At 53.6% G+C, this 21,788-nt stretch carries 19 protein-coding genes; 10 read left to right on the forward strand and 9 right to left on the reverse strand.

Annotation, left to right across the window (positions count from 1 at the left end):
* The first annotated feature begins 247 nt into the window (after positions 1-247).
* The 6 genes from FUA23_RS18785 (at position 248) to FUA23_RS18810 (ending at position 5,748) form a co-directional block, all read left to right on the forward strand.
* Positions 248-2,182, forward strand: a complete 1,935-nt coding sequence (locus FUA23_RS18785; RefSeq protein ID WP_147932312.1) for an ABC-F family ATP-binding cassette domain-containing protein — start codon at positions 248-250, stop codon at positions 2,180-2,182.
* 185 nt (positions 2,183-2,367) lie between these two features.
* A complete protein-coding gene (locus tag FUA23_RS18790; protein ID WP_147932313.1) occupies positions 2,368-3,567 on the forward strand; it encodes a hypothetical protein in 1,200 nt (399 codons plus the stop codon).
* A 169-nt stretch (positions 3,568-3,736) separates the two neighbouring features.
* On the forward strand, positions 3,737-3,958 hold the full coding sequence (locus tag FUA23_RS18795; protein WP_020569366.1) for a DUF2795 domain-containing protein: 222 nt from the start codon (positions 3,737-3,739) through the stop codon (positions 3,956-3,958).
* 170 nt (positions 3,959-4,128) lie between these two features.
* The gene (gene cmk / locus FUA23_RS18800; protein ID WP_147932314.1) at positions 4,129-4,791 is read left to right on the forward strand and encodes a (d)CMP kinase; all 663 of its coding nucleotides are present in this window, start codon (positions 4,129-4,131) and stop codon (positions 4,789-4,791) included.
* Between the two features lie 67 nt (positions 4,792-4,858).
* The gene (locus FUA23_RS18805; RefSeq protein ID WP_147932315.1) at positions 4,859-5,314 is read left to right on the forward strand and encodes a methyltransferase family protein; all 456 of its coding nucleotides are present in this window, start codon (positions 4,859-4,861) and stop codon (positions 5,312-5,314) included.
* 239 nt (positions 5,315-5,553) lie between these two features.
* Positions 5,554-5,748 carry a hypothetical protein gene (locus FUA23_RS18810; protein WP_147932316.1) on the forward strand — a complete coding sequence of 65 codons (195 nt, stop codon included), beginning with the start codon at positions 5,554-5,556 and terminating at the stop codon, positions 5,746-5,748.
* A gap of 101 nt (positions 5,749-5,849) precedes the next feature.
* On the opposite strand, the gene FUA23_RS18815 is transcribed toward FUA23_RS18810, so the two are convergent.
* Positions 5,850-7,187: a type III secretion system chaperone family protein gene (locus tag FUA23_RS18815; protein ID WP_147932317.1), complete on the reverse strand. Its 1,338-nt coding sequence runs from the start codon at positions 7,185-7,187 to the stop codon at positions 5,850-5,852.
* 373 nt (positions 7,188-7,560) lie between these two features.
* Between FUA23_RS18815 and guaB the strand changes: the two genes are divergently transcribed.
* Positions 7,561-9,036, forward strand: a complete 1,476-nt coding sequence (gene guaB / locus FUA23_RS18820) for an IMP dehydrogenase (RefSeq protein ID WP_147932318.1) — start codon at positions 7,561-7,563, stop codon at positions 9,034-9,036.
* A 179-nt stretch (positions 9,037-9,215) separates the two neighbouring features.
* Here guaB and FUA23_RS18825 read toward each other — a convergent pair whose 3' ends face one another.
* Positions 9,216-10,529 carry a T9SS type A sorting domain-containing protein gene (locus tag FUA23_RS18825; protein WP_147932319.1) on the reverse strand — a complete coding sequence of 438 codons (1,314 nt, stop codon included), beginning with the start codon at positions 10,527-10,529 and terminating at the stop codon, positions 9,216-9,218.
* A 743-nt stretch (positions 10,530-11,272) separates the two neighbouring features.
* Here FUA23_RS18825 and FUA23_RS18830 point away from each other — a divergent pair.
* Together FUA23_RS18830 and FUA23_RS18835 are read left to right on the forward strand one after the other, a co-directional pair.
* Complete coding sequence (locus tag FUA23_RS18830; RefSeq protein ID WP_147932320.1) at positions 11,273-13,288, forward strand: OstA-like protein; 2,016 nt, start codon at positions 11,273-11,275, stop codon at positions 13,286-13,288.
* A gap of 69 nt (positions 13,289-13,357) precedes the next feature.
* Positions 13,358-14,116 (forward strand): hypothetical protein, encoded by a 759-nt coding sequence (locus tag FUA23_RS18835; protein ID WP_147932321.1) that lies wholly within the window; start codon positions 13,358-13,360, stop codon positions 14,114-14,116.
* Between the two features lie 299 nt (positions 14,117-14,415).
* On the opposite strand, the gene FUA23_RS18840 is transcribed toward FUA23_RS18835, so the two are convergent.
* The 3 genes from FUA23_RS18840 to FUA23_RS18850 are packed head-to-tail and all read right to left on the reverse strand — an operon-like array spanning position 14,416 to position 16,604.
* Positions 14,416-15,336 (reverse strand): DUF4097 family beta strand repeat-containing protein, encoded by a 921-nt coding sequence (locus tag FUA23_RS18840; protein WP_147932322.1) that lies wholly within the window; start codon positions 15,334-15,336, stop codon positions 14,416-14,418.
* Positions 15,337-15,379: 43 nt separating this feature from the next.
* Positions 15,380-15,982: a hypothetical protein gene (locus FUA23_RS18845; protein WP_147932323.1), complete on the reverse strand. Its 603-nt coding sequence runs from the start codon at positions 15,980-15,982 to the stop codon at positions 15,380-15,382.
* Between the two features lie 46 nt (positions 15,983-16,028).
* The gene (locus FUA23_RS18850) at positions 16,029-16,604 is read right to left on the reverse strand and encodes an RNA polymerase sigma factor (protein ID WP_147932324.1); all 576 of its coding nucleotides are present in this window, start codon (positions 16,602-16,604) and stop codon (positions 16,029-16,031) included.
* 128 nt (positions 16,605-16,732) lie between these two features.
* On the opposite strand from FUA23_RS18850, the gene FUA23_RS18855 reads away from it, so the two are divergent.
* Positions 16,733-17,575, forward strand: a complete 843-nt coding sequence (locus tag FUA23_RS18855; RefSeq protein ID WP_147932325.1) for a hypothetical protein — start codon at positions 16,733-16,735, stop codon at positions 17,573-17,575.
* Between the two features lie 133 nt (positions 17,576-17,708).
* Here the strand turns inward: FUA23_RS18855 and FUA23_RS18860 are convergent, their stop codons facing one another.
* The 4 genes from FUA23_RS18860 to FUA23_RS18875 form a co-directional block, all read right to left on the reverse strand.
* A complete protein-coding gene (locus tag FUA23_RS18860) occupies positions 17,709-18,050 on the reverse strand; it encodes a penta-EF hand family protein (RefSeq protein ID WP_246144367.1) in 342 nt (113 codons plus the stop codon).
* Positions 18,051-18,186: 136 nt separating this feature from the next.
* Positions 18,187-19,554 (reverse strand): Gfo/Idh/MocA family protein, encoded by a 1,368-nt coding sequence (locus FUA23_RS18865; protein WP_147932326.1) that lies wholly within the window; start codon positions 19,552-19,554, stop codon positions 18,187-18,189.
* 48 nt (positions 19,555-19,602) lie between these two features.
* The gene (locus FUA23_RS18870) at positions 19,603-20,598 is read right to left on the reverse strand and encodes a Gfo/Idh/MocA family protein (protein WP_147932327.1); all 996 of its coding nucleotides are present in this window, start codon (positions 20,596-20,598) and stop codon (positions 19,603-19,605) included.
* Between the two features lie 72 nt (positions 20,599-20,670).
* Positions 20,671-21,717 carry an LLM class flavin-dependent oxidoreductase gene (locus FUA23_RS18875; RefSeq protein ID WP_147932328.1) on the reverse strand — a complete coding sequence of 349 codons (1,047 nt, stop codon included), beginning with the start codon at positions 21,715-21,717 and terminating at the stop codon, positions 20,671-20,673.
* Positions 21,718-21,788 lie beyond the last annotated feature (71 nt).

The raw sequence follows: 21,788 nt of genomic DNA on the forward strand, positions 1-21,788 counted from the left end.
TTTGCAATATTTGGGCAGCGAGAGTTTCGATTTTCGTCGGGTAGGTCATTCTTGGTAGGTGTGAGAATCACCAAGTTAAGGGCCTACCCTTTTTTAGAAGCCTAAAATCGTAGCGGACCATTGTGATACACACGTAAAGAAAGGCCCGAAAACAAGCACTTTGAATTGCGTACCTTTGCGCCCTCAAAGCGATGATTTTTAGGGCCACCTCCCCCAGGCCAAACAGTTCCAAAAGACCAATTAGACTATGTTAAGCGCAACCGGTATATATCAGCAGTACGGCGATCGGGTCCTGTTCAATTACGCTTCCTTCGTAATCATGGACCGCGACAAGGTGGGCCTGGTGGGCCGCAACGGGGCCGGCAAATCCACCATGCTGAAGATTATTGCCGGAGATATGGGCAGCGACGAAGGTACCGTAGTACGGCCAACCGGCAGCACCCTCGGGTTTCTGCACCAGGAAATGGAACTGCCTACCGGCCGGACGGTGATGGAGGAAACGCTCACCGCTTTTGCCCACATTCAGGCCATGGAAGACCGGTTGGCCGAGCTCAATAAAGAGATGGAGGTACGGACCGACTATGCCTCCGATTCCTATTCCCGGATGCTGGAAGAGTTTACCTCCCTGACCGAGCGCTTCGCGCTCGTGGGCGGCATCACGATGGAAGCCGAAGCCGAAAAATTCCTGAAGGGTCTGGGCTTCGAACAAAAAGATTTCAACCGGCAAACCACCGAGTTCTCCGGCGGTTGGCAGATGCGCATCGAACTGGCCAAAATGCTCCTGATGCGGCCAGACTACCTCCTGCTCGATGAGCCTACGAACCACCTCGATATCGAATCTATCATCTGGCTCGAAAACTGGCTGAGCACTTACTCCGGTGCCGTCATCACAATCAGTCACGATAAGCAGTTCCTGGACAACGTCACCAACCGTACCCTCGAAATCGAACTGGGCAAAGTGTATGATTACAAAGCTAATTACTCGAAGTACGTAGAGTTACAGGCTGAGCGCCGTGCTAAAGCAGAAGCGGCTTACGAGAACCAGCAAAAAGTCATCGCCGAAAAGGAACGGACGATCTCCCGCTTCATGGCCAAGGCTACAAAGACCAAGATGGCGCAGTCTATGCAAAAACAGCTGGACAAGGTAGAGCGTATTGAGCTGGACGTAACCAACACGGCGGTGATGAACCTACGCTTTCCCAAAGCGCCGCGCTCCGGCGCCATCACCCTGCAGGCCCGCAACATCACCAAGAAGTACGGTGACCTGGAAGTACTGCGCGGGGTTAGCCTGAAGGTCGACAAGGGCGACCGGGTTTCCTTTGTAGGGCAAAACGGACAGGGTAAAACAACCCTGGCGAAAATCCTGATCGACCAGATCCCCGCAACGTCGGGTGAGGTGGAACTGGGCCACAACGTAACCATTGGTTACTACGCCCAGAACCAGGCCGAAGAACTGAACGGCAAAATGACTTTGCTGGAAACGATGGAGGAGCACAGCCCTCCGGAAATGCGGACGCGCCTGCGCTCGATGCTCGGTTCCTTCCTGTTCAGCGGCGAAGACGTAGACAAAAAAGTGTCCGTCCTCTCGGGGGGAGAGCGTGCCCGGCTGGCGCTGGCCTGTATGCTGTTGCGGCCATTCTCCCTGCTGGTGCTCGATGAGCCTACGAACCACCTCGATATGGCCAGTAAGGACATGTTGAAACAGGCGGTCCTGAACTACGACGGAACCCTGATTGTGGTAAGTCACGACCGGGAATTCCTCGCCGGCCTGACGGATCGGACCATCGAGTTCCGTGACCATAAGCTTTACGAGCACCTGGGCGACATCAACTTCTACCTCGAAAAGCGGAAGATTGACAACATGCGGGCTGTCGAGCTGGAAAAATCCAAAGCGGATACCCCGGCTGCTTCAACGTCCGCTGCACCTGCGGCCGCGCGAAAAAAGCCGACGCTCAGCCATGAAGAGAAACGCAGACTCGAAAAAGATGTGGGTAACGCCGAGCGGAAGATCGAACGGTTGGAAAAAGAAATTGCGAAGATTCACCTGCAAATGTCGGTTCCTGATTTTTATGATGACTCCGCAAGGGTAGATAAGACCACCGCAGAACTGAAGGCGAAACAGGCTGAACTGGAACAGGTGATGGAGAAGTGGGAAGAGGCCACTTTAGCGCTGGAGGGATAAAATGGCTCGTGGTAGCAGCAAATTTGATTTTGTAAGATTGCGTCAAAGCCAAAAATAAAGTATTAAAGTCGACCCATGGGGTATACTATTCGCGGCTGCGAAACGTATATTGGGGGCACTATATTAGGAACATTAGCCCTGTCGTACCCAGTTTTCCCTCAGAACTTTTACCCCTACGTTGACAAATGAAAAACCTGTTCACCACCTCCGTGCTCGCGGCGGCGCTCCTCCTCATCCTCTCCGGGTCCAGCAGTTCTGGTCTGGGTACTCCAGAAAACTACCACCGCTTCGAGTTGCCTTTTTATGCGCAGCCGGTAGACATCGTGTATGATCCCGCAATGGTGATCCCCGATCCGGGGCCGCTTACGAGTATCAGCATCGTGAAAAGCTACCGCCTGCTTACCAAAAAACCGACGCGGGTACTGCTGAACAGTTTGCTGGAAGCAAAGCAGCGCTACGAACTAAACGATTTCCTTTTCTACAAACTCGCCCGTACCAGCCTTCAGGTAGTGTACGGAGATGCGGACCAGAACGCCCGCGAAATAACGCTGTTCGGCCTGCTGGTCGATGCGGGTTTTGACGCACGACTGACTTACCGTGGTAACCGCGTCTTCGTGAATGTGTATACAACCGAAGACCTGTTTGAAGTGCCGATAATCGACACCGGTGGCCGGCCCTACGCCAACCTAAGCTGCCTGAACGGCGAATGCAGCGGCCGCCAGCGGTTGTTTATTCTTGATGAACACCCGAACCCCAGAGGTCGGTCGTTCGGCTTTCAGCTCGACAACTGGCCGGCACTCGGGGTGCAGGCTACCGAAAAGCAGATGCACTTCAAATACCACGGTATTCAGCAGGATATAAAAGTAACTTTTGACCGAACGGTAGTGGACATCATGAAAGATTATCCTTTTATCCACGAGTATGCCTACCTCGAAACACCGCTGTCTGGTACATTGCGCAGCAGCCTGCTGCCCCAGCTGCGCCGTTACCTCGAACCGCTGGATGAGCGCCAGCGGATCGAATTGCTAGTGAGCTTTACCCGCTCGGCTTTTGAGTACAAAGAAGACAACGAATACTTCGGACACTCCAAACCGATGGTGCCGGAAGAATTGTTCGGTTACAGTTTCTCCGATTGTGAAGACCGCTCCGCACTGTTTTTCGCGCTCGTCCGCGATTTGCTGAATATGCCAATGGCCGTGGTCGCCTACGATGATCACCTCACTATAGCTGTTGGAACCGATAATATTACCGGAGATTCTTTTACCTACGAAGGCAAAAGGTATGTGTTCTGTGACCCGACCGGGCCGAAGGACTCAAGCCGGATCGGACAAATTCCACCCGGCTACGAGAATAAAAATTTTCAAATCATAGGGACTTATAAGTAGCTGGTTTTCAGCAAAAAATAGTGCTTTCGTGACTTCAATGCGCAGGTTCGCGTCCAAATGTTACTTTTGCGGTCTGATGGAGTGAAACCAAATCGCTCGCTGATGGCTTATTTAAGTAGAGCGATTCAGTTTTGCTCTTTTTAAGACAACAAAAAAAACACGCGTTAGTATGTATTGGACTCTAGAACTTGCTTCCCACCTCGAAGATGCTCCCTGGCCCGCAACCCGCGACGAACTGATCGATTATGCAGTTCGCTCCGGTTCCCCCCTGGAAGTGATTGAAAACCTCCAGGCGATGGAAGACGAGGGTGAAACCTACGAGATCATTGATGATGTCTGGCCGGATTACCCCCGCAAAGATGACTTCCTCTTCAACGAGGACGAATATTAAGACATCGTGCATTTTCTGGTTTTTTGAAATTTGCGCAGTCGAATAAAATTTCACTGCGCAGATTTCAAAAACAACGAAAATGGTACAGGTGAAAAGCCGGTGGATCGCCCCGACTACCGGCTTCGTCGTGTCCGTACCTTACCTTCGCGGCTGACAACCGCCAACCGACCATGAAATACACCATCGCCATTGACGGCTACAGCGCCTGCGGAAAATCCACGCTCGCCAAGGCCATGGCCAAGCGCCTCGGCTACCGTTTCATTGATACCGGAGCGATGTACCGTATGATCACCCTGTACTTTCTACGGGAGAAAATCGACATCACGGATGAGTGCGCGGTCGCAGGTGCACTGAATGGTTTACGGGTAGATTTCGTACCCGGCAGCAATGAAGCACTCCTGAACGAAGAGAACGTTGAAACCGAAATCAGAGGCAGAGCAGTGTCGGAGATGGTCTCTCCGGTGGCCACCATTTCTGCCGTCCGCCGCTGGATCGTGCCGCAGCAACGGGAAATGGGTAAGGAAGGAGGTATCGTGATGGACGGCCGCGACATCGGCACCGTCGTCTTCCCGGATGCCGACCTCAAAATATTCGTCACCGCCAGCATGGAGGTACGTACCGAACGCCGCCTGCAGGAAATGAAAGACAAGGGCATCCCCGCCACCCGCGAGCAAGTAGCCGAAAACCTCGTCACCCGCGATCACATCGACTCTACGCGGGAAGACAGCCCCCTGCGGCAAGCAGAAGACGCCATCGTACTCGACAACAGCCACCTCAGCCTGGAAGAATTCATTGAGGCGGGGATGGTTTTGGTGAGGGGCATCCCCGGGTAAGCAGTTACGCAAAGCGTAACCTCCCGGATATTACCGCAGGCATTACCTTACGTAGCAAATCCGCTTTATGCCAGCCTCTAAAACAAAAGACTATTTCTTCGTAGGTATACAGTTGCTAATCTTCGGAGCCTATGCCCTCGGGTTTCGGGCGCTGAGCTTTAGCCTTCCGTCGGTATTCGGTTATGTGGGGCTGTTCCTTGCCTTTAGCGGACTTTGCACCGGCGTCCTCGCCCTGTTACAAATGAAAACAAGCTTTTCTCCTTTTCCCACCCCAACGGCCGCGGGAGAATTGGTGACCTCCGGTTTGTTTGCATGGAGTCGTCATCCCATTTATACGAGCATTTTACTGGTTGCATTCGGCTTTGCGCTGTACAGTGGCTCCGGCTACCGGATGTTGATTGGGCTCGCTTTGCTCGTTCTGTTCTTCTTCAAGTCTTCTTATGAGGAAGAGCTGCTCTCAGCTCGATTTACCAAATACGCCGACTACAAGAAAAAGACGAGCAGGTTTGGATTCAGTTTCTGATTGAAAGCAGGTTTGTTTTTACGAATGATATTTATGCGGTTTCACGCTCATTTGCGTCTAATCCGGAAAGAACCCACAAAATGCGCACCCTACATTGCTTGTTTTCCGGAACAGCCTTTTCGCAATCAATTGAATCCGACAGTGTAGTCTTAGCCCCCCGTGCCCGAACCAGGAGACAAACTACCTTCAATCGAGTTGTTTTCAGTGGAGCAGAATCTGGCGTTCACGAAACAGTCGGTATGAATATCGTTCGCGTTGTAGATACTTCAAATTCCTACCGATGGAGTGACGAATCCGAAGTAATCACCTTCCCTCCGGAACTCAATACAGTTACTATTTGCCGGCAGGGCGATGCAGATGGAAATTTGATCGGTGCTTTTGATAAGTCAAATGGCCTGGATAATAATACAAAGCTGGGTTTGATTCGGAAATAGAAGGAGTAAAAGCAGCAACGAGCGGGAGTTTCTCCCCTCCTCAAACGCCTGTCCTGTGCGGCAGCACTTTCTACTATATTCTACCCACTACCCACTACCCACTAAGGCTTACTCAAATCCAACTCCCGCACCATAGACAAAAACGACCGGCCAAAATCTGTCAGGTTATCGAAATTGAGTTGGCTGACGGCGGGCCGCAGGCGCGGATAGCTGTCGTGGTGGCGTTCGGCGAGGTCGTTTACGGCAGCGCGTATGGCGCGGCGGGCGGGGCGTCCGTCGCGGTCCAGGAACTGTTGTTTGTAGCCTAGTTTACGGAAGTATTCGTCTTCGCGGACGCGGTAGTAAAGTTGAAGCAGGTCTTTATCCGGCGGCGGTACGGCGTAGTTGAACAAGGCGTAGCCGACGATGTAGCCGGGGATGGCCTGGGCTACTTCGGGCAGGCCATTGTCCTGGTACCAGTCCATATTCGGCAATTCGTTATCGATGAGCGCGGAGAGGCGGTCGTGGTTGGCGGGCAGGGTAATGCCGAAGGTGGATTTGCCAGCGTAAAGTTCTTCGGAGAACGACTCCGGAGCGCGGCGCAGCAGGTGCTGAAGCTCACTGAGGAGACGTACATTTTTGTAGGTTACCGGCTGTTCGTCTTCGCGGGCGAAGTACATACGGTGCATCCGTTCCAGGGCTTCCATGGAGTAGCCTTCGGGAATGAGGAGGTAATCGAGTTTGTAGACGAGGTCGAGCAGCAGGTAAGCCACGGCTCCGGGTTGGTCTTCGGGGTTCAGTTTTCCGGTGGCGAGGTAATCGATCACACCCTGTATCCGGTCGCGCAGGAAGCCCAGTTTCAATTCTTTTTCCTCGGTTGAGAGTTCACGCAGGTGGGTAATTTCGACGGGGCTTAAAAAGTCGCGGAACTCATCGAGCAGGAGGTCGTCCTGCTTATCGGCGCGGAGTGCCATTTCCTTGAGGGCGTGGTAGAGCTTGTGCGGGCTGGCGTCGTTGATGGGAGAGTCGAACACGATGGTAAGGCAGTCGTCTTCGTCGATGGCAAAGCGGCTGTACTTCATTTCGTAGTTCATCGTCGTCAGGCGGTGCAGCAGGTCGGCGTTGTTGGCGTCAAGGCGGGCAATACGGGCGGTGGCGCGCAGTTGCTCTACGTCGGCAAATCCGGTTACGCGTTTACTGCCCTGATAGAACTCAAAGTACAGTTTTCCTTCTTCGGGCTGCCATTTAACGTTATCCTCTGTGGGGTCGTAGAGGTAAGCCATGAAGGCTTCAATGCTTTCCAGGTACTGGCCGCGCTCGAAGGCGGAGAGGGCTTTGTCCCAGGCAGCATAGTTCTCCGGCGTTTTGAACGCATCGGTGTAGCGGCCGAAACTGTAGTCGGGGCCGCTGTCAGGGTCGTAGCCGGAGGCGCGGCCGAAAAGATTATCCCAGATGCTCAAAAGGTGATCGGTTGGTTGAAGTATACTTGTGGCCTGTCAGGTTGAACGGGGGCCGTTCGGCAAGGTACGGTAAATCTCCTGTTTGTGTTGGTTGTTCGCCCTGGGTATGTACAACACAAACTGCACAAATGCCCAAAATGCTAGCTGCCGTGTTTTCCCCTCCCCGGGAACTCCCGGAGGAAGCAGCACAACGAAAGGGACCGGGGAAGAGGGTGGGATCCACCTGTTTCGTAATGTACACCAGCCAGGGCCTGTCAGCTAAACTACTTTTTAAGGTGAGGAGGCGGCGCTGGCGCAGGTGCAGCGAAAGGTTTTTGGAGAATGGACGCGGCAAAGACTTGTAAGATTCCAAAATCTTGACCTACCTTTGCGCATGGAAACGAACTACCCCTCCAAATTCGCAGAACAAGGCCTCACTTTTGATGACGTCTTGTTGCTCCCCGCTTACAGTGAAGTACTTCCCCGCGAAGTCAGCCTTTCCAGCCAGTTGACCCGTGGATTGCGCCTTAATGCGCCCATCGTCTCTGCCGCAATGGATACGGTAACCGACGGCCGTCTGGCCATTGCTATTGCCCGCCAGGGTGGCATCGGTATCGTACATAAAAATATGACCATCGCTCAGCAAGCCGAGCAGGTGCGCATGGTTAAGCGCTCTGAATCCGGAATGATCGTTGACCCCGTAACTCTGAAGGTCGACGCTACGGTCGCTGATGCTAAAACCCTGATGAAGCGTCACCGAATTGGTGGCATCCCCATCGTCAACGATGCGAACCACCTCATCGGAATCCTTACAAACCGGGACCTTCGTTTCGAGAAGGACGGCAAGCGGGCCATCAAGGAAATTATGACCACGGAAAACCTGATCACGGCCCCCGTCGGCACAACCCTGAACCAGGCGAAGGTTATTCTGCAACGGCATAAGATCGAAAAACTACCGGTAGTGAGCGAAGTCGGCCTGCTGGAGGGCTTGATCACGTACAAAGACATCATGAAGGTGAAGGATTACCCCAACGCCTGTAAAGATAGTTACGGCCGGCTGGTGGTAGGCGGAGCGATCGGTGTTACCGCTGATATGCTGGAGCGCGTACAGGCCCTGGTTAACGTCGGGGTAGACGTAATTACCATCGATACCGCCCACGGCCACAGCCGCGGCGTACTTGACTCGGTGACCAAGACCAAAGACGCTTTCCCTGACCTGCAGATCATCGGAGGCAACGTCGCAACCGGTGCTGCTGCCAAGGCCCTGGCCGATGCCGGAGCGGATGGCGTGAAGGTTGGTGTAGGGCCAGGCTCTATCTGTACCACCCGTATCGTGGCCGGTGTGGGTGTCCCTCAGCTCTCGGCTATCCACAACGCCGCGGAGGCGTTGAAAGGAACCGGCGTACCGATTGTTGGCGACGGAGGTATCCGCTATTCCGGCGACATTGTGAAGGCGCTGGCCGCAGGTGCAAGCACCATTATGGCGGGTAGTCTCTTCGCCGGTGTAGACGAAAGCCCGGGCGAAACCATCCTCTTCGACGGCCGGAAATTTAAGGTCTACCGTGGCATGGGCTCCCTGGGAGCAATGAACAAAGGATCTAAAGACCGTTACTTCCAGGATGTGGAGGACGACGTGAAGAAGCTCGTCCCCGAAGGCATCGAAGGTCGCATCCCCTACAAAGGATCGCTGGCCGAAGTTGTTACCCAGTACCTCGGCGGCCTGCGGGCCGGCATGGGTTACTGCGGTGCTGCTACGGTGGCAGACCTGCAAAAGGCGCAGTTCGTACGCATCACCAGCGCCGGTATGGGCGAGTCGCACCCGCACAATATTACGATTACCAAGGAGGCTCCTAACTACTCCCGGAGGTAGAAGTTATAGCGTGCGTATCACCAGATGCACTACTATCACGAATTCGCCGCATGTCACGTCTCAACAAGGGCCGGGGGTGAAGGAGATCCGTGCATCTCGTGATACACACGTTATAGCCAGCGGCTGCGGCAGCCTGGTGCGCGATTGTCCCCGGAGGTAACGAAGCGCGTGCTGTTTGATTACTTAATGATTCGTTGCACAATTTGCCGGTTGCCATCGTCAATATTCAGGAAGTATACTCCCTTAGGTAGTCCGACTACGTTCAGGCGTATCTTATTGAGCCCGTCAACGGCGGTCATCTTTTGCTGGTGCACGAGCTGGCCGGCATAGTTATGAACACTAACCGTTACCGCTTTCTCTTTTTCGGTTTCGTATTCCACGGTCAATTGGTCTTCCGTTGGTACGGGGAATACCCGTACAAAATCGAAGTCTCCACCCTCCCGGACAACCTGAATAATTTCAGACAACTGGGAATGACCGTCAAAATCAATCGACCGAAGCCGGTAGAAGGAATTTGTGTAAGGCGCATCGTCCATCGAACTGTATTCCTGCGGAGACGATGAGAAACCGATGGCTGCTACCTCACTGATAATATGCCAGTCAGAGACTCCATCGTTAGAACGTTCCACCTGGTATTTTTCGGTGTTTTCTTCAAGTGAAGTTACCCAATGAATTATATTGCTGCCTTTCCCGGGGACCGCTGAAAATTCACTTAGGGTGACCGGCAATGGCATAGAGTTTGCCACACAGATGACCATCTCTTCTATGCGCGTATCCGAATTGCATTCTACGGAGGCATCTGACGAAACAACCAGAATGATGCAATCGCCAGAGGCGACACTCGAAAAGGTTAAACCGGTTAAGTCGCCGTCTAAATCATTAGCTAACTGAGTTCCGGACGCAATGGAGCCCGAAGGGCCGGAATAGATATCAAGTTCGTCATACTCTTCCTCGATTTCGCCCTGCATGAATTCGATGTCTACCTGAGAAAATCCTGGTTCCGGACAAATTTCCACCAGTTCAGAGGTGCCAGGGTTGAAGTTCTCGTAGCAAGCTATGATGGTATTGAGGCAAGAAGGAGTATAACAAGTGGTGGTAAAAGATATTGGGGTATACCCCTGATCTGCGCAGGTGTTAGAAAAATTAGAGTTGACGTAGATGCTGATGCACTGGTCTGCGACTGGAGCTGTTAATACGAGGCCCGTCAGGTTTCCTGCTGTTCCGTAGCTTTCATAGATTAATGTGCCATCAGTGCCCGAGCCTGCCGGTCCGTAATACGCCATTAATTCATCGGAATTGTTCTCTACCTCTCCCGCGGTAATCGTTACTTCTATAGCTTGTCCGGTAGCCGGGCAAAGGTCAACAGCAATCGGTATTCTACTAGAGGTGCCTGAGTAGCAAACGGGGCCTCCGCCTGATGGGCACTGGGCCAGAATTGGTGTGGAGACCAAACACGCGGCCAGGAGCAAAAAGGTGGTGATTCTTGTTTTCATGTGTCGATCTGTTTTTTGAAGAATGGGTAATATGAATGTGGTTTGTGCATCCGACCAATAATGGTGGGGTGTGCTGTTTACTGGTAGAAGGAGACAAGAGTTTTGGGCCTTGTCTAACAGTATGGGGTTGCTCCTTTTTTACAGGTTCCGGCAGAAACGCGAAGCAGGTTCTAAAGAAACCGTGCAACGAAAAAGGGAGGGAGGTGTGGTTACTGGAAGTAGCGAGCAAGGCCGTTCAGGTACCGTCATGACTTCACCTCCACAGATGGAATACCCGACCATTAATGGTGGATGTGCCAATAAAAATTGGATGTAAAGCTTTGGTCTTTCAGGAGATAGACCTTGCTGCTTGATTGTAAATATAAAAACATTTTGCCCTGAATACCGTCAGGTGGGAGATGAAATATAGATTAAACTTTGTTATCCTACATCAATCTTGCATAAGACTGGAAACACTTAAGAAGGCAGGCTTGAAACCTTTTTTGATTAAAGTACAGGTAGTATGGTATTGTCTCGGAATCCGGAATATCCACCATTTTGATGGGTTTTAAGATGCGAAGAACGGTACCACGAGACTTGGGTAGCGGGGAAGCAAAGTCGGACAGATGCTGAACCGGCGTTCTTAGAACAGACAATAAAAGATCGAACTTCCGTTAAAGCGAGGTTAATCTTAAGCGTTGCAAACCACGCGAACGAGGTTTACGTCGTCTCTTCCCCGTAGCAACTTATCTTTGCGCTCCCAAATGAAAAACTACGGCTGGTACATCGTTGCTCTTCTAACCCTGCTCTGCACCCGCGGCCGCGCCCAAACTGCGCCCGTGAACCAGGATTCTACCGTTCAGGAATACGTAAATATCGATCGTGCCGATACGCTGCGGATGGTGAATCAGGGCGCAAGCCAGATCCTCGTCGGTAACGTGGAACTGAGCCAGGACAGTATTTTTATGTACGCCGACAGCGCTAAACTGGTCAACGAGGTGCAGGTCTACGCCTACGACAACGTTACCATCCAGCAGGGCGACAGCCTGGCCGCTTTCTCGAACGAGCTGGACTACAACGCCGAAAGCCTGCTCGCCAAGCTACGCGGAGATGTCGTACTACAACGCGGCGAAACGGAGCTGTACACCGAGCGTCTGGATTACAACCTGGCCACCAAGCTTGCAACCTACCACACCCGTGGCCGTGTAGTGAACAAGGAAACAGAACTGAGCAGTACCCACGGCTACTACTACGCCGACGATAAGAAAGTGTACTTCCGCGATAGTGTTGTCGTGGTCGATGATCGCTTCGAAATGCGCGCCGATACCCTGATGTACGACCTGGCCGCCGAGCGCGTGTACTTCCTCGGCCCCACCGTAATCAGAACCGATACCCACCGTATCTACTGCGAAGCGGGCTACTACGACATCCAACTAGACGAGGCCGTTTTTGCCCAAAATGCCCAGTACAAATCCGGCGAACGCCTCGCTGCAGCGGATACGATCAAGTACTTCGGTAAAGACGAAGTCTACATTCTGGAAGGCGATGCTTACGTTGCCGAAGGCGACTTCCAGCGTGCCGAAGCCGACCGCATCAACTTCTTCCGCCGTCAGGAACGCTACCTGCTGGAAGGCAACGCTTTCCTGCGCGACTCGGTCCAGTCGGTTAGCGGAGATACCGTGGATTACGACATCAAGACGGAAACATTTGCAGTAAGCGGCGGTCGGCCAAGAATCTCGGCTCCGCCGATGATCATTGACGCCGAGAGTTTTACCACTGACCCGGAAACCGGCTCCCGTACCGCCTCTGGCAATGTTTTCTGGCAGGATACCTCGGCCAATATGGCCATCTCGGCAGCCAGTGCCACCTACAACGAAGAAACCGGCTACCTCTTGGCTACCGGCGGTGCCGGCCCTAAACCCGGCCAGCCTGATTTTATGGGGAACCGTCCTTTGATGACTACCGTAATGGAGGGTGATACTCTTTGGATGGTATCCGATACGCTCATCTCGGTCCAAAAAGAGAAAAACGATACGGTTTACACTGTACGTGAAGTAGAGCGAGATACCATAATGATCGGGGACTCTCTGACCGTAAACGTGATCACCGCAACGGATACGCTGGTGACGACCGATAGTATTCGCTACCTCTCCGCCTACCGCGATGTCCGGATCCTGAAAAGTGACATGCAGGCGGTGTGCGATTCCCTCGGCTTCAATACCATCGACTCGGTACTGACGCTGTACCAGGACCCTGTTCTATGGCAAGACACCAGCCAGCTGACGGGCGATACCGTTCGTATCCACTTCAAGGGAGAGTCGTTAGACAAAGTACAACTCCTCCGGAATGCACTCGTAATCACTACTCCGGACCTGGTCTTTTTTAATCAGGTAAAGGGCAAGCACATCGAGGCCTTCTTTGACAGCACGGCCCTGGAACGGACCGAAGTACAAGGCAACGCCGAAGCCATTTACTACATTCTGGACGACGTGGGGCAGTACGTTGGCGTCAACAAAACAGCTTGCAGTGCGATGGTCCTGCACTTCAGGAACGGCGGCGTTCGCAAAATTCGCTTCCTCAGCGCACCGGAGGGTAAGATGGAGCCGATGAAAGCGGTGAACCACGACGCGATTAAGCTGGAGGGCTTCCGCTGGGAAATCAAACGCAAGCCCCTTACGTTGGAAGATTTGTTCCGGGCACGAAGCAAGGCTGCTCCGGTTACCGAGCCGGTTACCTTACCTGGTTCTTCAGAGCCTGAAATTTTAGAAGAAGAACGGTAGTTGAATACTTTTGCTAACTTTTCATCCGCTTTAAGATTGCTCCCGTTCCGAAAACCTATTTTTGTGCACATGCTGCGTAACCTGATAACACTAGTCTTTCTGTTTTTTACCTTAACGCTCGTTGCTCAGGCGGACAAACTAACCGATGCCCGCGAAGCATTGAAAAGCGAAGATGCCCGCGCTCAGATTGCGGCGCTCGATAGCCTGGTTGCCACCGGGACGGCAAGTGCGGAGCTGTACCAGGCTTTAGGCAATGCCCATTTCAACAACGGTGACTATGGTCTTGCTATCCTGAACTACGAGCGCGGATTGCGCCTCAAGCCCGGGAGTAAAGAACTAAAAAACAACCTGAAGTACGTCCGCGGCGAAGCGGGAATAAACCGCCTTGAGCTGCCCGACTTTTTCCTGGCCCGCTGGTGGCGCAGCGTCGGGGCCGCCCTCGGGGCGGGCACGTTGTTCTGGCTCGCCATGGGCTTTTGGTGGCTCGCCGTAGCCGGCGCCGTTTTATGGTTTTTGCGCCGCAAAGAAATGGATGAAAAACGACGGTTCGCACTGTTGCCCGGAGCTGTCATCTGCCTCGTTGTTGCAGCGATCTTCTTCAGTATGGGCAATAGCCGTAATGCCTGGCTCGAGAATGACCGCGAAGCCGTGCTTACGGCTAAAATTGCTGACCTCCGGGTCGCCCCCGGCCCCGAAGCCACGCTCGAAAAAGCGCTCAGCCAGGGACTCAAACTCCGTCTCCTCGATGAGTTCGACGGCTACGTCAAAGTCGCCCTCGACGACGGTAAGCAAGGCTGGCTCCCAGCAGAAGCCGTAGAGAAGATTTAGAGAGGGGAACAGCAGGGCGGAGTGAGGTGATGCTGTTGTTGATGGGTAAAACCCCCTCGACAGCCGTGAGCTTTGCTATCGGTATAAGTTGTCATCTGTTCCAAAACCCCCTCCCCAACCCCTCCCCACGGGGGAGGGGCTCGTGAAAACGCTTCGCGTTTTGAGGGTTGAACTGTTCTCTGAGTGCCCAACTTGCTGTTGTTAATGCCTGCTTGTTCTGCTATTGCCGCCTATCCCGCCTATAGCTCGCGGCAGCACTACCCACTACGTTCTACTGTCTACATTCTACCCACTACACTCTAAAACCTCCTCTCCAGTTGCTTCGTTTGTTTAGCAAGGTGAAGGTCTCCGAAGGAGACACTGGCCGTGATGGTTCCCATTCGTTCCTGGCTGGGGCGGATGGCAAAGCGGCGAACCTCGGTGGTGCGGGCCAGCTCGGTGATTGTTTTATCGTCGGGTAGCTTCACTTCGCCGTTGTTGAGACTCAGGTCATAAGCGATGCCTTCTCCGCCAAGTGGTTCGTAGATGTAGACGTCGCTTTTGTCGGCATTGATCTGGAGGTCCTGCATCGAGAGATTAGGGCTGAGTTTCAGTTCTCCGTACTGCGCAGTAATATTGAAGGTGCCGCCGATGTCGTAGAGGTTGATGTCTGACCGGCGGGAGTTGATCACTACGTTACCGTCGATGCGTTCCCCGGTTATGTCCCCAAAGCGACTGCGGATGTCCAGAATCCCCTGAACGTTGTCGATGTTGATGGCCGAAAACTCACCGTTTATTCGCAGTTGGTTGCGCAGGTTAGAGATCGTGGCGCCGCCAAAGTGGCTCTTCAGGTACACCGGGCATTCTTCGGGCAGGGTAATGTAGTAGTGCACCGTCAGTTCACTGCGCGATCGTTTCGTTTTGTCTACCAGTTTATTCTTCAGGAAAATCTTCTGGCCAGCAACTTCACTGATGTAGTCCAGGTTTTTCAGGTCTTCTTCTGCCTGCTCAAGTTGCGGATGACGAGCGGTCATGACCACCTTAACGGAGATTTTCTGCTTGTCCCAGGTCTCCACAAAAATCTCTGCTTTTTCACCTTCCACGGCCAGTTCGTTGCCCGGCTTATAGGGGTAGGTGTCTTCTATCGTCTTGGTCACTACTTCGCGCATGGCGTTGTCCGTTTGGGCGCGGACGCAGGTGCAGAGAACCGTTAGAAGAGCAAGAATGGTTAGTCTTAGCATTGTCGTGTTTTCAGGAGAGTAAGTTGTGGACTCAGCCACTTTACTAGAGTTCAACGATGATCCGGCGGTAAACGTCAGACCGGTCGCGTTCAATCTCTCCCAGTTTGCGGATCAGGCCGGGATCATCTTCGCCGTAGGAGACAAGCATTGCTTTTATTTCGTTGCTTGCCTCGGTGAGCTCTCCGAGCTCCTGACCAAGATTATTGAGGGTTGGTTCGTTACGTGCTTCGATTTCGGCAAAGGCATGGTCGAAACTTTCGTCGTCGAGGTTCCAGTCGGCGGCTTTTTTCGCAGGGGCAACTTCCTGGCTGTAGGTTATGCTGACCGTTTGCCGTGCTTGTACCTCCTGGTTGAGGCCCAGGCCAATAGTGACCAGCAGGGCAATGGCGGCGGCAACGCCCGCCAGTTTCCGGAGCGGCAAACGACGTTCTTTAGCTAACCGTTGCTGAGCAACGGCTTCGTCGGTATGCTCCATCTCGCGGCTGATCGCGTTCCATACACCGGCTGCCGGCGTGTAGGTCGGCAGCTTATCGGAGAGGACAGGCTTTAGTCCGCCGACGATGCCGTCCCATACCGAAGCGGGAGCTTCGTGAGAGCGCAGCCGCTCTAAGGCATCCCGCAAAGTTTTAGCATTTTTTTCCTTCATGGCGTTGGTTTTCCCGGAGGGGTGTATTTATTTCTGATCCGAAGCGCTACACGTAGTGCCGGAGGTACTCTCTGAGTTTTTTCTTGGCGTAAAACAGTTGGCTCTTACTGGTGCCGACCGTGATCTCCAGCATATCTGCCACTTCCTGATGTTTGTACCCTTCGACCTCAATGAGAACAAAAACGGAGCGGTAGCCATCGGGAAGCCGGTTGATTGCTTTTTCAAGGTATTCTGTGTCAAGGCTGGTAGTCCCCCAGTCTACCTCTTCGTCTGCATAGTTGAGCGGAAGCTCCTCAGTGACTTTGTGTCGGCGCAGCTTGTTCAGGGCTGTCCTCACAATCACGACTTTCATCCATGCACCGATGGTGCTTTCACCCCGGTAAGTATGCAATTTCTGAAAAACTTTCAGAAAACCCTCCTGCAAAGCATCGTTAGCAAGGTCGAAATCGGCACAGATGCGGTAACAGGCAGTGTACATGGCACGGCTGTAACGGTCGTATAGTTCTTTTTGAGCACGGCGGTCCTGCTGCCGGCAGGCCGCCACGAGTTCCTGTTCGGTCATGCGGGCGGGGGTTGTCGATAGTTCAGGAGAAACCGTGACTTTTTTTTGCAGCTTAAGCATAAGAGTGAGGTGTAGCGTAAAGAGAACGGTTTCATGCCGAGGGTTGGTCTTGGTCAGGAAAAAAACGTAGCGATAAAAGTACTGTGAAGGCTACTCCCTATTTTGTGGGCCGAAACCTGAAACACCGCATGAAACCTATTACCCGTATTTCCACGCTTCTGGTACTGATCAGCGTAGCCTTTCTGAGTTGCGAAAAAGAGGAAGCAGATGACCGCCCCGACTTCATCTTCCAGGGAACACTTACGGATGTTACCGACGGTAGCCCGAAAACCGGGTGGGACGTTTTTCTCTGGCAAGCACAACGGCCAGTCTTTCCTCCTCCCACTGTAGTTCCGATAGTTTCATTTGGTAATGATACCATAGCTGCAGATGGTCGGTTCAGTATGGACGTCACTTCGTACTCGGACAAACGCCGGGCGGGAGAAGAGTGGTTCAACAATGATCCCGAACGAAAACGAGAGTACTACAACGACTACCGCTTATTCTTCCGGGCACCGGGCCCCTACAATGATATCGACCCGACCGATCTCGACTACCTCATTCTTGATCCTGACGACAAAGACCTTCTCCTGGAAAATTTCGACTTTACAACCAAGGGAGAAGTTATCACCCGCGACATTCAGGTGTTCACCGGAGGGCGGGGGCGCGTAAACTGCCGCTACGAAATCGAACGGCCGGTACCGGACCAGGGAAGTATCTCATTTCAGACGTCGATCCGTGATCTATCCTATGACCGTCCGTATTTTATCTACGCCCCCGGCTTCCAGGATTTAACGGAGCCCGGCAGGGTCTACCTGCAGACGTTGGGACCACCGGTAGGTCGTGAGGTGGAAGCAGTGACCACCTTCAGAACCACTCAGTACCGCAGCGATGCCGGAAGTGTTGTAGTGGTGGATTCACTGGTCCTGCGGGACACTTTTCTCATTCAAAGCCTCTCCGATACATTGCAGGAACGCACGTATGTTTACTAGGTGAATTTCGCCAGCAGCTGTAGAAAACGCCTGATTTGTGCAGGAGTTGATTCAAGACCATCACTAAGGGTATCAAACAAAGAACGGGTACTGCAATACGCAGCACCCGTTCCTGAATCTCGGTGTCGATGAATTATTTGTCACCACCGGGGCGTCCACCACCGGGGCGTCCACCACGGGCAGGACGCGCATTCTTGATCTCTTCTACAGAAAGGAAGCCATCGCTGTCGGCGTCGATGGTTGTAAAGTTTTCTGCCAGGCGGCCTGATACTTCGTCTTTGGCAAGTTTGCCGTCTTTGTTAGTGTCCATCTCTGCGAACATCTCTTCCGGAGATTTGCGCTCGCCACCACGTTGCGGGCGCTCACCGCGCTGTTCTACTGCTGCTTTTTCTTCAGTGGCGGCAGTTTTAGTACTGTTGCAACCAACGGCTGCGAGAAGCATAAGAGCTACGGGGAGGAAAAATAATTTTTTCATTGGTAAAGAGTTTTAATGAATGTTGATCGTAACCGAAGTTACTCCCGTAAGACTCATACTTTTTCGTTTTCCTTCTCTCGAGATGAAAACATTTTCATTTTTTTCCCAGCCCCGCCGGAGCTCTCCTCTTTAGTACTTATTTGCTGGTCATGGTCAACGGGTCCCACTCAACAATTCTCCGTTCGAAGTAACTGACGTTCGCCGCCAGCGATGGTGCCGCAGCCCGGAAGCCAAAGGCTCCGTCTTCCACCACGGTGCCTCCGTTGCGGATGGCCGTAAACCAGTTGTTGAAGTGGTGTACGTGATCAGAGTACCCCTCCGGTGTACGGTAAGTCCATTCTTTAGGGCCCTCGATCGTTGGTGGGGCGGGCGGATACTGGGCTTTGTACCACTGCTCGAACTCCTTGCGCTGTGGTTCCGCAAAGGTATTGAAGGCATCCCAGCCGCCGTAGCCGGGAGCGGCGGGGAGTTTGTTGCGCTTCAGGGTGATGGAGTTCCAGCCCAGTTCCAAACTGCCTTCGGTGCCAACGAACCGCGTCCTGGAGTCGCCTCCACCGCCCGCCACGAAGTTGACGCGCAGTTGCATATTGAAGGCCGGGTGTCCGGCTTGCTTGCCGTAGTCGCAGCTGGCAATGAATACGTCGGGTACGTCGCGCCCGTCCTCCCAGTACCGGAGGCCGCCGGTGGCGTAAATCCGGTTAGGGCCCAGCGAGTCCAGTACCCGGTGACTACCCGAGAAAAGATGAACAAAGAGATCGCCCCCAACTCCGGTGCCGTAGTCCTGGTAATTGCGCCACCGGAAAAAACGGGTAGCATCAAAAGGCATCTCCTGGCTGTTTTTAAGGAAGGTGTCCCAGTCAACCGTCTCGGGCGAGGCATCCCGGGGGATCGAGTATTGCCATGCGCCAAGCGCATCGAAGCGATCAGTAAAGGTCTCGATCATGACCAGCTCGCCGAGCTCTCCGCTGCGGTAAATGTCCCGCGCTTTCTCAGTTAGCAACGAGCTGACCCTCTGGCTGCCAACGATCAGAACACCGGGGTTACGTTGTTCTGCCTCCAGTACGGCCTTGCCTTCATCCAGACTTTGCACCAGCGGTTTCTCGCAATAAACATGCTTGCCCGCATCCAGCGCCGCAATCGTGATGGCGTCGTGCCAGTGATCAGAAGTGGCTACAATGACGGCGTCGATGTCTTTGCGGGAAAGGACCTCGCGGTAGTCGCGGGTGACAAAAATGTCCTCGCCGTACACTTCCTGCGCCCGGGCCAGCCGGCCGTCGTACAGGTCGCATGCCGCTACCATCTTTACGCCCGGGTTGCCGAGCGCGGCGTTCACATCGTTGAAGCCCTGGATGCCCATACCGATGCAGGCCAGGTTGATTTGGTCGTTGGCCGCAAAGCGTTGTAGCGGACCGCTAAGGGTGGTTGCGTTTGCCTGCTGAGTAGCGAGCAGCGGCACGGCGAGCAGGGTAGGAAAGCGTTGGAGGAATTGTCTTCTTGTAGACATAGATCGGCTTTAATTTGAAAAGCCAAAGTAACCATCAGGTGCTACAATTTACACCCTCCCCATTATTCTGTCCATAATCCAGCTGGTATGTAGAGCGGTGGCACCCGTCGAAGGATGACGGAAGTTCCCGTCCAACAATTCCTTTTTCATGTTTTCCACATGGGGCATCTGGACGTGCTTAGGGTGTTTGATGAAGCGTTCTTTTCTCTTTTTGCCGTAGTTGAGCACCACCGGCTTTTCGTCGAAGACAGAAAAACGAATGCTGCCGTCGCTACCTGAAATTTCTACGTTGTCTTCAGTTTGGCTGCTGCCAAAGTTCCAGCTCCCCGCGCCGGTAACCCCTCCGGCGTGAAGCCAGCAGGCCGAAAAAGCATCTTTGGCACCGTAGAGCCCCTGCTGGTTCAGGCTGATGCCATGAACGGTAGTGATGTCGCCCAGCAGAAAGGTGAGGAGGTCTAACCCGTGGCTGGCCAGGTCATCGAAATAGCCGCCGGGGGCTACCGCGGGGTTTGTCCGCCAGTTGGGCGCACCTGATAAGTCCAGGGCATCGGGTTGCTTGCTGAGGTGCCAGTTTACATGGCGGATTTCGCCGATCTTTCCGGCCTTTAACCAGGTGGCGATTTGTTCGAAACGGGGCAGGGAGCGCCGGTAGTAAGCCGAAAAAAGAGGAACCTCCTGCTGCGCAAAAGCATCGCAGATGGCGAGGCTGTCGGCGTAGCTCGGGGCTAAGGGTTTTTCCACGCAGCAGATCTTTCCTGCGGCGGCGACCTTCACCGCGTAGTGGCGGTGGGAGTCGGGTGGGGTAGCGATGTAAACGGCGTCGATGTCCGGGTCATTGATCAGGGCATCGGCATCGGTGTACGTTTTTTCGACGCCGTGGCGCAGGGCGTAGTCCTTCAACTTAGCTTCGTTGCGGCGCATCACTGCTTTGAGTTCAAAGCCTTTGGTTTTCTGGTAGGCGGGCCCGCTTTTTACTTCGGTTACGTCTCCGCAACCGATGATTCCCCAGCGGATCGGGGTGGGGTAGGTGGTGGTTCTGGACATCCGGTTAAATTTCCGGTAAGATAATCAGGCGCGGCCGCAGGATGCAGGGGGAGGTTTTAAAAAATCAGTTTCCTACCCGACCTGGTGCACCCCCGCTGCTTCCGGCTTAGCCGTAGCGTTGATCTCCTGCATGATTTCGGCGAACAGAGCGTAAGACTTGAACCGGTCTTCGTGATTGTAGATGGCGGTAGCGGCAATCAGTTCGTCAACGCCCGTCTGTTGCAGGAATTCCTCTACCTGGGCTTTTACGGTTTCTTTACTGCCCACAAACGAGAACTTCAGCATTTGGCTGATGGTAGGGTGCCGAAGGGCGCCCCTGAGTTCGTCGGTCATGTCGGTTGGCGGCTGCAGGAAATCCCTGTTGCCGGTAACCAGGCCAATGAACATCCGGAGGATGGAGGTGTAGAGTCGTTCTGCTTCTTCGTCGGTGTCAGCAACCACAATATTTACGCCAGCAATAGTGTAGGGCTTTTCCAGTTGTACCGATGGTTTAAACTCCCTGTGGTAGATCTCGAGCGCATTGAATAATTGTGCCGTGGCAAAATGGCTGGCGAAGGCGTAAGGAAGGCCTTTCTTCGCAGCAAGGTGAGCACTGTCCGTGCTGGACCCGAGGATGTACAGCGGAACGTCTACTCCTTCGGCTACCGGAGCGCGCACCGCTGCATGCTGGTTGTCTGGAGAGAAGTATTGCTGAATCTTCTCAATCTCGCGGGGGAAAGAATGGGCGGCCTGCATAAAATCTGACCGGATCGCTTGTGCTGTTACCTGATCGGTGCCCGGCGCCCGGCCCAGACCAAGATCGATCCGGTTGGGGTACAGGTTGCCCAGGGTACCAAACTGCTCGGCCACCACGAGGGGAGAGTGGTTGGGCAGCATCACCCCGCCGGAGCCTACGCGAAGTGTTTTGGTCCCTCCGGCAATATGGCCAATCAATACGGGCGGAGAGTTACTGCCTACACTGGCGGTGTTGTGGTGCTCGGCGAGCCAGAAGCGCTTGTATCCGGCAGCTTCCGCCGCCTGCGCAAGCGCGAGCGAGTTGGCAAAGGTGGTGCTTACCGGGTCTCCCTTAGAGACAACGGCCAGTTCGAGGATAGAATAAGCAATAGCTTGCGAATACATAAGTCTGAGTTTTAATGCCCGTGAAGACAGGGGATATTGAGAACACGCTGGCCGTTTCATTAGTTTGTCTG

This window comes from Neolewinella aurantiaca, from assembly GCF_008014675.1.
Taxonomy (GTDB): domain Bacteria; phylum Bacteroidota; class Bacteroidia; order Chitinophagales; family Saprospiraceae; genus Neolewinella; species Neolewinella aurantiaca.

Bases quoted from the DNA above. Each gene is read 5' to 3' on its own strand.
- FUA23_RS18785 (WP_147932312.1), top strand. From the start codon at position 248: ATGTTAAGCGCAACCGGTATATATCAGCAGTACGGCGATCGGGTCCTG.
- FUA23_RS18790 (WP_147932313.1), top strand. From the start codon at position 2,368: ATGAAAAACCTGTTCACCACCTCCGTGCTCGCGGCGGCGCTCCTCCTC.
- FUA23_RS18795 (WP_020569366.1), top strand. From the start codon at position 3,737: ATGTATTGGACTCTAGAACTTGCTTCCCACCTCGAAGATGCTCCCTGG.
- cmk (WP_147932314.1), top strand. From the start codon at position 4,129: ATGAAATACACCATCGCCATTGACGGCTACAGCGCCTGCGGAAAATCC.
- FUA23_RS18805 (WP_147932315.1), top strand. From the start codon at position 4,859: ATGCCAGCCTCTAAAACAAAAGACTATTTCTTCGTAGGTATACAGTTG.
- FUA23_RS18810 (WP_147932316.1), top strand. From the start codon at position 5,554: ATGAATATCGTTCGCGTTGTAGATACTTCAAATTCCTACCGATGGAGT.
- guaB (WP_147932318.1), top strand. From the start codon at position 7,561: ATGGAAACGAACTACCCCTCCAAATTCGCAGAACAAGGCCTCACTTTT.
- FUA23_RS18825 (WP_147932319.1), bottom strand. From the start codon at position 10,529: ATGAAAACAAGAATCACCACCTTTTTGCTCCTGGCCGCGTGTTTGGTC.
- FUA23_RS18830 (WP_147932320.1), top strand. From the start codon at position 11,273: ATGAAAAACTACGGCTGGTACATCGTTGCTCTTCTAACCCTGCTCTGC.
- FUA23_RS18835 (WP_147932321.1), top strand. From the start codon at position 13,358: ATGCTGCGTAACCTGATAACACTAGTCTTTCTGTTTTTTACCTTAACG.
- FUA23_RS18840 (WP_147932322.1), bottom strand. From the start codon at position 15,336: ATGCTAAGACTAACCATTCTTGCTCTTCTAACGGTTCTCTGCACCTGC.
- FUA23_RS18845 (WP_147932323.1), bottom strand. From the start codon at position 15,982: ATGAAGGAAAAAAATGCTAAAACTTTGCGGGATGCCTTAGAGCGGCTG.
- FUA23_RS18850 (WP_147932324.1), bottom strand. From the start codon at position 16,604: ATGCTTAAGCTGCAAAAAAAAGTCACGGTTTCTCCTGAACTATCGACA.
- FUA23_RS18855 (WP_147932325.1), top strand. From the start codon at position 16,733: ATGAAACCTATTACCCGTATTTCCACGCTTCTGGTACTGATCAGCGTA.
- FUA23_RS18860 (WP_246144367.1), bottom strand. From the start codon at position 18,050: ATGAAAAAATTATTTTTCCTCCCCGTAGCTCTTATGCTTCTCGCAGCC.
- FUA23_RS18865 (WP_147932326.1), bottom strand. From the start codon at position 19,554: ATGTCTACAAGAAGACAATTCCTCCAACGCTTTCCTACCCTGCTCGCC.
- FUA23_RS18870 (WP_147932327.1), bottom strand. From the start codon at position 20,598: ATGTCCAGAACCACCACCTACCCCACCCCGATCCGCTGGGGAATCATC.
- FUA23_RS18875 (WP_147932328.1), bottom strand. From the start codon at position 21,717: ATGTATTCGCAAGCTATTGCTTATTCTATCCTCGAACTGGCCGTTGTC.